We start from the raw sequence: 13,544 nt of genomic DNA, 5'->3' as shown, positions 1-13,544 counted from the left end.
CGCGCATGCTGCGGTATTCCCGCTTTCCGGACGGAGAACGGCTTTTTGATGTGATAGGAGTATGCGCCACCTGTACCGGATGCAACGTTTCCGGTATGATTCAAGGCTCCGGGGAAGCTGAAAAAACAGCTTCCGCAGATTCCTCAGCTGCGGACTTTGGCTTTCTGCCGCACGTGGCCGAGAGCCCTTTTTCCGTGGATCATTTTTTCACGGCGGTCAGCGGCGGACTGACGGCGGGAACGCACGGTATATTTTGCGAAAATTTGGCTAACCGTAAGGTTCCCCTGTTCAAAAAGTGTGAAAATGTTATCTCTCACTCTCATCGCTTCCTGAAGCGCCGCATCAGCGCCCCCGTATTGAGAATCGGAGAAATAACGAGTGAATAAGCGCTTGTTCTTACAGATCGCCAACCGATAGCCTTGAAAGGCTGTCGTTTCGTAAGTGTAGCGGGTGATGTTTTTACAAGGCATATGTACAGAAGTTATGGGACCGGGTAATAGGAGCAGTGACAGGCTTCTATTAGGATAGGTTCCACTTCCTGTAAAATCCAGAAAAAACACAATTTGTTAGATTGAGTGCAAAAAATGCAATGCTAGGCTCTTGTGGACAGCCTATTGCGGTGTGTCATCCCTGACATAAAAACAGCCGTCGGAGACACGGACTTTCAATTTTTCTCCTGCATGTACCTGGTTCGTTTGCCGTATGAGCTGCTTATTCTGGTTTTCCACCAGGGCGTATCCGCGGCGCAGCGTTTGCTCCGGGCTGTGAGCTTCCAGCCGGGCTTGAATAAGAGCCAGTTGTGAAGAGAAATCCGCCATGCGCACGGCGGCCGCATGGGCCAGTCCGGCCTGGAGGGAGGCCAGAAGCTGCGCGCGCTCCCTGTTGCGGTGGGTGGGATGGCGCATTTGTAACTGATGTTCCAGTTTGTTGATATGGAGCGTGTTTTGAAAAATGCGCGTGGCCGCGGCGTTCAGCAGGGTTTCTTCCATGTCGTCCAGGCGCTGGGCGTAAGGGGAGAGCAGGGAATCCGCATCCAGCAGTTTTCCCCGCAGGTAAACATCCAGTCTCAGCTTGGAACGCAACAGGGAATGCCGTGCGGAGGCGTGCAGGGCCTGTTCCATTCTAGCCAGCTTGCGGAGCCATTCCGGACCGTCCGGCGTAGCCAGCTCCGCGGCCGCGGTCGGGGTGGGGGCGCGCAGGTCCGCCACAAAGTCCGCAATGGTGAAGTCCGTATCGTGGCCTACTGCGGAAATCACGGGAACGGTGCATTCGTAAATCGCGCGCGCTACCGTTTCCTCATTGAAGTTCCACAGGTCTTCTATGGAGCCGCCCCCGCGGCCCACAATGAGCACGTCCACGGGCGGCAGGCCGTTGAGAGGGGCTGCGGACCAGGCGCGCACGGCAGCGGCTATTTCATGCTCCGCTCCCGCCCCCTGGACGCGCACGGGCAGCAGGTAGGCTTTCACCCACGGGGCGCGGCGTTCCAGCACATGGCGTATATCCTGGATGACGGCGCCGGTAGGGGAGGTGACGATGCCGATGGCGCGGGGAAAGGCGGGGATGCCCTTTTTGCGTTCAGCGTCAAACAACCCCTCCCGCTGGAGTTTTTCCTTCAGTTCCAGAAAGCGCGCCTGCAGGTCTCCCTGGCCGGCGGCTTTCACCTGCCTGATGACCAGTTGAAGCTGGCCCCGGTCCGGGTACACGGTGGCGCTGCCCAGCACATGGACCTTCATCCCTTCCTGGAGCCGTACGGGGCATTTGGAAGCCGCAGCCTTGAAAAAGGCGCAGAAGATTTCCGCGCCCTGTTCCTTCAGGGTGAAGTAAACGTGGCCGCTGGTATGGTGCTTGACGTTGCTGAGCTCTCCCACCACCCACTGGGTCCCCACGGCAATGCTGACCGTATCCCTCAGGCGGTAAACGAGCTGTTTGACCGTGATGGGCCTGGGAGCGGCAGGCGTTTCCTCCGGGAATTCCATGGGTTATGGTTCAAAGGGAATGTTCAGCGCTTCATAAGCCAGCATCCTGCATTGCTTGATGTCCAGCTTGCCGGAGGGCAGCACCGGAATGTGCTCCACGGGAATGATTTCCTTGGGGCACCACAGGGCCGGGAGCCCCTGGTCAATCAGGCCGTGCCTGATGAGGGTGCGCGCCTGGTGCACGTAGTCCGTCACCAGGGTGGTGAGCAGGGCCACGGCCTCCCCCTTCACGGGGTCCGGAATGGTGACGACGGCTATCCGCCGTTCCTCGTCCGCCGGGTCCAGGTTCCAGATGTTCATGATAGCGGCTTCCAGGGCTTCATGGGGCACCATTTCCCCGCCTATCTTGGAGAAGCGGGAGATGCGGCCTTCAATTTTCAGGAAGCCGAATTCGTCCGCAGAACCGATGTCTCCGGTTTTCAGCCAGCCGTCCACGAAAATGTCGCGGTCGGCTTCCGGACCGCCCAGGTAGCCGGGGAAGATATTCGGCCCCTTCAGCCAGATCATGCCGGAGGTCGTCACGGGTACCACGCGGCCCGTATGCGGGCTGGTGATGCGTACGGCGATGCCGGGAAGCAGAGCGCCCACGGAGCCCTTTTTCATGCCGGGAATGAAGTCTCCGGCGGCGTTGGACGGGGCCGGGTCAATGAAGTTGACGGAGCAGACCGGGGAGGCTTCCGTCAGGCCGTAGCCTTCGCACGGAACGGTGCCGAACTTTTCCCGGAAGGCGGCGGAGAGCTCGTCCGGCAATTTTTCCGCTCCTACGATCAGGTAGCGCACGGTTTTGAAGGTGTCCGGCTCGCAGCGCTTCATGAAGCCGCGCAGGAAGGTGGGGGTGGTGACCACCAGGCTGATGCCGTACTGCTTGATGAGGGCGCCCAGGCGCTTGGCCTCCAGCGGGGAGGGGTAGGTGACCATGTCGTACCCGCCGATCATCGGGTACCACAGCCCGATCGTGATGCCGAAGCAGTGGAATACGGGGAGGCTGCCCAGGAATCTGCTTTGCGGCGCCAGCGTGATGCGGGAGGAACACTGGGAGATGTTGGAAAGGATGTTGTGGTGGGTCAGCGGCACGCCTTTCGGTTCTCCGGAGGAGCCGGAGGTGAACATCAGCACGGCTTCATCCGCGCCCGTGGGCGCATCCAGCCCCAGCTTTTTAATCATGAACCCCGCTGTAAGGAATTTGATGGCCACGCCCCAGCGTTTGGCGGAGCCCTTGAGCAGCGGAATCTCCCGCTCCATGAGGATCAGGTCCCGCTGGGGGGGCCACGGGAAGTTCTGGAGCTTGCGCATGAAGGTATCCGCCGTGATGAACCAGTCCACGCCGGATTGCTTCACGGAGCTGGCAAAGGCCCCTTCCGAGGCGGAATAATTGAAATTCACCGGCGTTTTTCCGGCGAACAGGCAGCCCAGGTTGGCGATTGCCGCTCCCTTGCCGGGCGGCAGAATGATGCCTACGCGGCGGTTCGTGGTGATCTTTTTCAGCCGTTTGGCAAAGGCCACGGAGATGGCCAGAAGCTGGCCGTAGGTCAGCGTGGTATCGTCAATGCCGTCGATCACCCGGCAGTCGGAATGAAGCTTTAGGCTGCGGAACAGCAGGGCGGACAGGGAGCCGTGCAACTGCGGCAGCGTGGCATAGGCCTGGGCGGAGCATTCCAGCCACGCGGAGGTGAGGCGCGCCGCCATTTCCGCCCCGGGAGCCAGCTTGGGGAGAATGTGCACCTGGATATCCGCCTGGGCGTCCGTATCCGCCTCCGCGTCCAGCACGGAGCTGGTGTAAAAGCCCGTGCATACCGGCACGGGGGAAATATGGAGTGCTTCCAGGGCCTTGATCACCCGTGGGGGAATGTGGCTGATGGAGCCTTTCACGTGGGCTACGGGACCGGGCAGGAATACTACCCTTCTGCCCTCGTTGATGCGTTCCATGATGGCGGAACGCAGGGCAATGGGATCGCTGCCCCCGGCCTGGAACAGGATGCCGTCCGCCTTGGTGGATTCCAGATGGGCGGCGGTGGCCGCATCCGGGGGGAGGCTTTCTTCCACCAGGTACGTCATGCGGTCCCTGCCCAGTTCCTTTTCGAACATCAGCAGGGTTTTATGAGATACTTTGTTGAAAATCAGCAGGTCGCCGGAGTCGGATAGATTGGAGGAACCAAAAATGGCCATGGGAAAAGGGGAAAAACTTGCTTGACGTATTCTAGCAACTTGCCGGGCGGGGAGCAAGGAGGAAAGAATACATCCCGCGCTGCTTTTGCTCCCTCCGGACCGGTCCCGGAATTTGTCCCTGGCTCCGGCATGCCTTTTATGGGAAGGATGTTGTTTTTCATGGGACTGACTGGATTTCACGCTTCTGCTCCCGCGGCGGAATTTCCGGAAACAAGCGGTTTCATGATGAAATCCTTAGGAGGTTTTTTACTGTGCCCTTCATGGATGGCTTCCCGGCTGCCTGAAGGCCCTGCATGCAGGGAAAGAAAATGAACGGATTTGAAATCCGGACAAGAAGGGCGTCAGGGAAGTCGTGAGAGTGGTGGAAATGAAATAATTTGTTTATGATCAGATGTTTATTTTAAATTCTGTTGGTTTTGTTTTTTGAATAATGTGGCTAATTTGAATGAGGGCATGGAATAGAATGGAGATAACGGAAATAATTTAAAGCTTTGGAAACGGCACTTCCAGATTGACACCGGATTTCAAATCCGATATTTCATCTACCTAATAGCATGTCTCATTTCTGCTAAAAGACCACGTCTTTCTCAATATATTTATAATTAATTGTTTTCTTTATGAAGCTGCATTTGCCCCTCAATTTGTTGTCCGCTCTTCTTGCCTGCTGCGCTGCGTTGTCCGCCTCTGTTCAGGCTGATCCCCTCACCATTACGACCAACCAGACGTTTGATACGGACGTTACCTGGAATGAGGCTACGACCATCGGCGCCAACGACCTGACGCTGACCATTGAGGCCGGAAAGACGCTTACCCAGGCGGAGGGAGCGTTCAACGTCGGGGACAACAGCCTTACCATTACCGGCGGCGGCGTGTTCAAGATTGAAACGGCGGCTACCGTGAAAGCGGGGAATGGCTCCGGAACCAGGACCCTGACCATTGACAACGCCACGCTGGATTTGAGCTCTCCGGGAGCCAGCCTCAGCATGAAAGGGGATAATTATACGCGCTACAAGGTAACCGTCACCAACGGCGGCGTGCTGCGCGTGGGAGAATATGCCTATGACGGCGCGGGGCTGGGTTCCATGGCCGTCAATACGGGGTACTGGACCTTGAACAACGGGCGCCTGGAGATTACCAAGGAAAGCGACGGAACCTTCGGGAACGGCCTGACAGTCGCCGCGGGCGGCGGCGCCGTGGAGGTGGTGAATGCCGGCAGCACCATGTCCATCACTGCTGACAACACTCATAATATCCAGCTGAACGGCGCCCTGACCATTACCGGAGCAGGGAACATGATCACGGGCAGTGACAATGCATTCCGTGGAACCGGGCGTTTGATCAAGGACGGCTCCGGAACGCTGACCCTGGCCAATTCCTCTTCCTTCACGGGCGGCGTGGAACTGAAAGGGGGCACCCTCATTGTCAGCCATGCCTCCGGAATGGGAACGAACAAGAACCTTTCCGTAACGGGGAATGCGGCCATCGGCGGCATTTCCGCGGGGTACGGCGGGCTTTCCCTGTCCGCGGGAGCGGGCCTGGACGTCTCCGCCGTGGACAGCAATGCCGGCCTGTCCATGACCGGCGGCGTCCTGTCCCTTGGGGGGCAGAATACGATGACCGGCAACCTGAACCTGGGAGCGGCCGTGCGGATTGACGCCACTCACATGACGGTGAACGGCAATCCCCTGCTGGCCCTGAACGGCGCCCTGACGGTGAACGGCAGCCTGCTGCTGGAGAATAGCGACAGCGTGAGCTGGAGCGCGGGCACGTACAATCTGATTAATGCCACGGGCGGCATCACCGGGGATCTGGCCAATACCATTCTGCTGGGGACCGAATACATCGGCAACTGGAGCACGACGGACAATACCCTGAAATTCGTCGTGGCGCAGGTCACGTCGCTGACCTGGACGGGCGGCGGAGACAATACGTGGACGGTGGGAGGAACGGGGAATTCCCCCTGGAATGCGGGATTGTCTTTTGCCAACGGCAACGGAGTCATCTTCGGCGACGTAGCAGGCAATGCACCGCAGACCGTGAACATCGCCGGACAGGTGAATCCAGGCCTGATCGTCGTCAATGCTGAGGCAACCGGTTACACGTGGACGGGGTCCGGTTCCCTGGTGGGAAGCTCCAAGCTGCAGAAGACCGGCAGCGGAACCTTGTCCATCGCCACGGACAACGCCGGTTTTTCCGGAGAAGTCCTGCTGGGCGGCGGCACGGTGGAAATGCAGCATGCCTCCGCGCTGGGCACCGGCAGCATCATCTTTAATGGAGGCGCGCTCAAGTACGGCACGGGCATTACGGCAGACGTCTCCGGCCAGATCAAGACGGATGCGCTGGCTTCCAACTCCATTCTGGTGGACACGAACGGGAATGCCGTAACGTGGGCTTCACTGGCCGGCTGGACGGGGACCGTCACCCGTACGGGAAGCGGCAGCCTCCTGCTGGGGGCCGGCACTTATGGAGGCAAATTGACCAACAGCGGCCCCGGTTCCCTGGTCATTGGCGCGGGGGACTCCACCCTGAACGGGGGAATCAACGGCACCATCACCAAGACGGGTACGGGAACGTTAACGCTGGGCCTTAATTCCTTCAACGCTTCAGGAGGAGGAACGCTGGTTGTGGAACAGGGCACCGTGATGCTTGCGGACGAAACCGGAACATGGAGCTCCAACCTGAACATTACGCTGGGGGAAAATACCGTGATGGACGTAGCGGGCGCCAGAACCAAGGTGACGGGGACGGGTACTCTTACCATGGGGAACGGCTCCACCCTGCATCTGAGGAACGGAAATGCCGCCGGCGCGAATTTCGACATGAAAATCGTCCTGGATGCCGCAGGAGGATTTGCTTTCCTGAATGGAGCCATTTATGGAAATGCCACCGCGGTTTCATCCACCATCACCGGAACGGGCGGCCTTAAAATCATTTCCGATGCCGGGGGGAACAGGTGGGGTTTTAAAACGGGCTGGGTGAAGAATTCCTATGACGGGGATACGGAAATAGCCGGAACGGGCAACCTGGTCAATCTGACGTACAATATCGGGGACGCCTCCATCGTCTCCGGCCAGACCCTGACCCCGTGGGGGCAGGGCAACGTAACGCTGGGCGGCAGTGAGAAAAACGTCACCGTGACGTTCAGCAACTTGAATTCCAATACCGTCACGGGGGGAGTTTCCCTGGACGGGGACATCACCCTGAAAGGGACGAATGCGGCCACGGCGCTGAGCATTTTTAACGGAGCCACCGTGAACGTGAACCTCAACGGCAAGGTATCCGTGGAAACGTCCGGCACGGGAACGGCGGCCATCGCGAGCGGGGACAGCCTCCAGATGCTCGGCGGCCTGGGCGGAACGGGCACGCTGGCTGTCAATACCCGCAACAATGCGGGAGCCCTGACGCTGGGCGGGGACGTCTCCGGTTTTTCCGGAACGCTGAACCTTTCCGGAGCCAACCTTTACCTGAATGCGGATACGGCGCTGGCCGGAACGCTGAACGCCTCCACCGCCAAGGTGACGGCGCTGCGGAAGCAGAACGTGACCGGAACGCTGAACGCCGCTTCACTGGCCGTTGACGGAAGCGCCCTGAGCGCGGACGGAGCGACGCTGACGGTGAGCAACCTGGCGCTGGGCGCGGATGCGGGCGTCAGCCTGGACATTAACGGGAATATCACCGCGGGGACTTATACGCTGGTTTCCTGGGACAACCTGACGGCCGGCAACTTCGCGGATGCGGGGACGATGACCCTGACCGGGGCGCTGGCCAGCCTGTACCAGGGAACCTTCAACGTAAACACCGGGGACAAGACGGTGACCGTTTCCGTCAGCATGGCGGACGGCGTGGTAGTCTGGGACGGCAACCCGATCGGCGCCGTGGACAACACCACAACCTACCTGTTTGACGGTACGCACACGGGAGTGGCGTCCCTGACGGGGGACGTGAATGCCAAGGCCATTTATTTCAACAACGGGGCAGGGCAGGACCTGGAGCTGACCAACAACGGAGGCAAGCTTTCCGGAAACGGCGCCATGACCAAGCTGGGTGAAGGAAAAGTGACCTTCAACAGCTCCAATAACGATTATTCCGGCGCGGTCAACATCAAGGAAGGAACCGTTGCCGTGAAGGCGAACATGGCCCTGGGGACCGGAACGGTGACCGTGGACAGGACGGGACGGCTGGAAATCGGCGTAACGGGCGGAATTGCGGATATTCTGGGAGCCACGATGCCGACGATTAACGGAGGCACGATCGCCTTTGCTTCCGGAGGCGCCAATACGCTTGGAACCAATCTGGCCAACGGCTCCGGCATCAATCTGGAAGTGTCGGGAGCCGGAACGGCCCTGACGGTTTCCACCGCCCAGACGAAAACCGCGCTGACCACGGTGGGCGAGGGCGCGGTCCTGAACCTCGGCAAGAATGGAAACGGAGGAGAGTCCATCCTTTACGGCAACCTGATGGTGAACGGCGGCACGCTGAATACTACGGCGGGCGATCCGTTCGGCTACAATAATAGCGGGAACTTCGGCACGCTGACCCTGAACAACGGCACCTGGAATGTCGGCGGCGGCAATACGACCATGGCCAATACCAGAATGGTGTTCAACAACAGCCGGGTCATTCTGAATATACCCGGCTGGGGATTAAACGGCTTCGACTTGTTCAGCGGCACCAATACCATTGTGACGCAGCAGTCCGCTACCGGAATGAGCGTCTTCTCTGTGGCGGAGGGAGCCCCCTCCACCGGTCAGGCGAATGCCCTGACCCTCCGCGGCGGCACGGTCATCTTTGACATAGCGCGCGGGAATTTTGCGCTGGACGATACTAATACGGCAGATTTGAAGCTGGATGTAATCGTAGCCAAGGAAGGCAACGGCGCCAACCTCGTAAAGCAGGGGAACGGCGTGCTTCAACTGACCAAGGCCAGCGATTATACCAACCAGACCCTGATCAAGGAAGGGACCATCCTGCTGACGGGAGCCGGCTCCCTGGGTTCCGGAGCGGTGACGCTCGGCGGCAATGGAGACGCCTTCCTGACCTATGCGGTGGATGCGGACCAGACGGTGGCCAACGCCATCGGCGGAACGGGTTCCATCACCCAGAAGGGTCCGGGCAAGGTGACGCTCAGCGGCGCCAATACCTATGCCGGCACGACCAATGCGGAAGCCGGAACGCTGGCGGCGGGAAGCGCTACGGCGTTCGGGACCAGCACGGTCTCCATCTCCTCCGGAGCGACGCTGGACATCGGCAATTATGCGGTGAATAACGCGGTCAACGTGAAAGCCGGCACGGCGGATGCGCTCTCCACGGGCGCCATCACCAGCAACGGCGGCTCCATCGGCAGCCTGACGCTGGGCAGCTACTCGCGCCTCAACGTCACCGGAGACATGGCCATGGCTGCGGGCTCCTCCTTCACCTTTGACATGACGGGACTGACGGCGGGAGGAAACGCCCTGGTGACGCTCACCGGCGGACTGACGCTCACCGGAACGCACAACGTCACCCTCAACAACTACGACACGCTCACCGACGCGGGAGACTATTCCCTGCTGACGGTGGGAAGCGGAACGCTCACGCTCGGCTCCTTCAACATCGGAGATCTCATCAATGACGCCCATCCGGAACTGACCTACACGCTGGGACTTTCCGCGGACGGCAAAACGCTTCAGCTCAAGATTGAGTCCTCCGCGAACATGCTCACCTGGAACGGAACGGCGGACGCCGGAACATGGAGCGCGGGCGACGTGAGCAACTGGACCTACGGCGGAAGCGGCTCCGCGCCGGCGACCACGGACGGGCAGCCCCTGCTCTTTGACAACACGGCAGCCAACAAAACCGTGACGATTACGGGAGACGTGGCTCCCTCCTCCATCGTCGTCAGCAACAGCGGCGCGGACAACACCTACACCTTCCAGGGAGACGGGCACATCACGGGCGCCACGACCATCCTGACCAAGAGGGGGGACGGCACCCTGCAAATCCGCAACACGAACACCTACGGAGGCTCCACGTCCCTGGAAGGGGGCATTGTGGACATCAACGGAGACGGAGCGCTGGGAACGGGTTCCATCATCTTCGGCGGCGGCACCCTGCAGGCCTCCGGGAACGTGACGCTGACGCAGACCATGGTGCAGAAAAACGCCGGGGACGCGGTCAAGCTGGCTGCCTCCGGAACCGGCACCACGCTGACGGTGGACACGGCCGGGCAGGACAGCTTCCTGTCCCTCAACTGGAACATCTCCGGGAATGGAGCCGTGGCGCTGGGGAACATCGCCAATACCAAGATTCTCTCCGGAACCGTGACGGTGGCCAGCGGCTCCACCCTCAAGCTCTCCGGAGGCAATGAAATCGCCCTCTCCGGCGTACTCAAAAACATCAGCGGCACGCTCGCCAAGACGGACGGGGGCTCCCTGCTCGTCAAGGCGGCCAACGGCCATGACGCGCTCAACGGCACGCTCTCCAATGCCGGAGGCAGCATCGTCCTCTCCGGCTACGGAGCGGCCACGGCCAACCGCACCGTCACGGTGAACGGCACGCTGAATGCCGACCTCATTGACGTCACGTACGGCGTGACGCTGGACTTGAAGAAAGACCTTGATATCGCCACGCTTCAAATCGGCGGCGGCACCATGGGAAGCAACACGCAAGCCTCCGCGGTCAACGTCAACACGGGCGTCACCCTCACCAGCACCAGCGTCAAGCTGGGCGGGGCCAACGGCCAGGGAGCCCTGGCCGGCAACCTCAACATCAACGGCGGCACGGCCGTCCTGGGCGGCATCAACCTGGAAAACGACTCCAACTCCGGCATCACGCTGGCCGGCAACGGAACCCTCACGCTGGGCGGTGACATCACCGGCGCCTCCGGCACTCTCACCCTGGGAGAAGGCACGCTCAACTCCACGGCGGACTGGAGCGCCTCCCTCAGCGTCCTCCTCAACGCCGCCTCCGGCAAAACCGCCACCGTGGACACTACGGGCGGCAGCATCACCCTCAACGGCGCGCTCAGCGGCACTGGCAGCCTCCTGAAAACCGGCACGGGCACACTCACGCTCGGCAACGCCAGCGCAGGCTACACGGGTACGGTCACGCTCACCTCCGGCACGCTCGCCCTCACGGCGGACGGCTACAAGGGAGCGCTCAACATCACCGGAGGCACCCTCACGGGAGGAAACAACCACAAAGGAACCAAAAACGTTACCGTCAACGCGGCCTCCGGCGTCACTTCCATCTCGCTGGGCGGCCTCTCCGGCTCCTCGCTTAAAACCATCGGCATGACGGACGCCGGAACGGTCATCAGCGGCCTCAACGGCGCCGCCAGCCTGGACAGTGCCAGCCTGGTGGTGGGAACGGGCAACGTCTCCAAAACACAGGACCTGGCCGGAAGCACCTCCATGATCCAATTTGACGCGGACGGCACCCAGCTGGAAATTGAAACCCTCACCCTCACCCTCTCCGCCGACCTCATCAATGCCATGCAGGGCTGGGGAGCGGGCGACCGCACCGCGTGGCTCAACCTCACGAACGGAGCGCTGGGCTACGGCACGGCCGTCTTCAACCCGCTGCTGGAAACCCTCGGCTTTGCCGTCACGGGCATCAACGGCGGCTCCATCGGCATCACCGGTGACGCCACGCAAATCTACGCGGTAGGCAGTGAAGACAAAACCGTCTCCAGCAACTCCGAACTCGACCCGTACCGCGCGGTCATCGTGGACGGCAACCTCGCACTCAACCTCCCGGGCGTGGACGATACGGCTGACGGCCTGACGATTAACAACCTCTCCGGCGCGGCCTCCGGCGTCATCAACATCACCAGCACGAACGACAAGACGGCATCCGTCATCCTGAACAACGAGCTGCTGGGAACAGATCCGAATACGTCCGGTCCCGATACGAAGTACTCCGGAACCATCAACGGCGGCACGGCCAACATTACCAAAACGGGAGAAGGCTCCCTGGAACTCGCCGGAACCCTGAACACCAGCGGCACGCTGGACATGCAGGACGGCAGCCTTATCCTCTCCGGCACGGCGGACCTGGGCTCCATCAGGCTCAACTCCACCAACTCCGGAGACCTTTCCTCCCTGGACATCACTGGAAAAACGCAAGCGGGAACGCTCACGGATGAAGGCAACGGCGGCAACCTCGCCATCGGTAAAAACGGCACGCTCACGCTTACGGGAGCCGGCTCCGAACTTTCCAACAGCACCGTTTCCGGAACCGGCGTGCTCCATGTGGCGGACACCGCCTCCCTCGCGCTCAACGGCACCTCCAAGCTTGACGGCGTGCAGGTGGACCTGGACGGCAGCGGAATGCTGGAACTCGGCAACGCGGCCAACACCATCTCCGGCCTGACGGGAACCGGCGCGCTGAACAACGGGTCTGCCCTGGAAATCACCACCGCCGGGAATGCCTTGTATGAAGGCACCCTCAGCGGGGAAGGCAGCATCACCATGAACGGCACCGGCACGCAGGTTCTGAAGGGGAACGGCGCGATCGGGCAGGCCCTCAGCGTCACCAAGGGCACGCTGGAACTGACGGGAGCGGAAGGCGGCAACGGCTCCGTTACCTATAAGAGCCTCACGGCGGCAAGCGGCGCCCATGTGCGCCTGAGTCCGGTAGGGGAGGGAACCGGAGCGGTCAACACGACGCTCACCGTCGCCAACGGACTCAACCTGCAAAACTCCCATCTGGACCTGGTCATCAACACCAACCGTGACGACCTCTTCTCCAGCCCGGTCATCACCGTGCAGGCCGGAGACGTCAATCTGGACGGAACTACCGTTTCCCTGGGAAGCCTGGGGGACTACGACGATCCGGCGGACCCGACGGCCAACCTCAACTTCACGCTGGTGGACGCGACGGGAGCCGGAACGGTTTCGGCCAACGGAGCCACGGTGGACGCCTCCGGCTACTTTGACTTCTACTACCAGGAATTCGGCATCCGGACGGAAGGCGGCAAGATTGTGGTGACGGGCATGGTCAAGACGGAGAACGCCTTTATGGACGCGGCCAACACGGCCAACTCGGAAGCGGGGGCCAACCTGCTCTGGAACAACCGCGGCAACGCGCCGAAAGGCACGCAGCTCGGTGACCTGAGGGAAGCCGTCAGAAACGACATCCAGTCCGGCAACACCTCCCGGGCGGCACGTTCCATGGCAGCTGCGGCAGGCAGCACGGTCAACGCGCTGGGAACGGCCCAGAAGGACGCCCTGCGCGACCAGATGGGATGGATCCGCAACCGCACCACCCTCATGGGCGTCAACCCCGCCTACGTCAACGAAGACCTCCCCTACTTCCACATGTGGATGGAAGGCACGGGCTCCTACGCCAAACTGGACACCAAGGGAGATGAAAGCGGCTACCAGCTCACCACCTGGGGCGGCACCGTGGGCATGGACGTGG

The 13,544-nt window shown here is 60.9% G+C and carries 4 protein-coding genes; 2 read left to right on the top strand and 2 right to left on the bottom strand.

The window, feature by feature from the left end; translation table 11 throughout:
* Positions 1-95 precede the first annotated feature (95 nt).
* On the top strand, positions 96-386 hold the full coding sequence (locus HJW02_RS00020) for a hypothetical protein (protein ID WP_146018110.1): 291 nt from the start codon (positions 96-98) through the stop codon (positions 384-386).
* A 225-nt stretch (positions 387-611) separates the two neighbouring features.
* Here HJW02_RS00020 and xseA read toward each other — a convergent pair whose 3' ends face one another.
* Entirely contained in the window at positions 612-1,976 is a 1,365-nt protein-coding gene (gene xseA / locus HJW02_RS00015) for an exodeoxyribonuclease VII large subunit (RefSeq protein ID WP_022395995.1), read from the bottom strand.
* Between the two features lie 3 nt (positions 1,977-1,979).
* The gene (locus tag HJW02_RS00010; RefSeq protein ID WP_022395996.1) at positions 1,980-4,142 is read right to left on the bottom strand and encodes an AMP-binding protein; all 2,163 of its coding nucleotides are present in this window, start codon (positions 4,140-4,142) and stop codon (positions 1,980-1,982) included.
* Between the two features lie 617 nt (positions 4,143-4,759).
* On the opposite strand from HJW02_RS00010, the gene HJW02_RS00005 reads away from it, so the two are divergent.
* Positions 4,760-13,544: autotransporter-associated beta strand repeat-containing protein (locus HJW02_RS00005; RefSeq protein ID WP_208050587.1), on the top strand; the 8,785-nt coding region annotated here is incomplete at its 3' end.

The sequence above is a fragment of the Akkermansia sp. GGCC_0220 genome (genome assembly GCF_017566105.1).
In the GTDB taxonomy this organism is placed as follows: Bacteria; Verrucomicrobiota; Verrucomicrobiia; order Verrucomicrobiales; family Akkermansiaceae; genus Akkermansia; species Akkermansia massiliensis.
The sequence above is the reverse complement of the archived record's forward strand: the minus strand, read 5'-3'. Positions and strand labels throughout refer to the sequence as shown.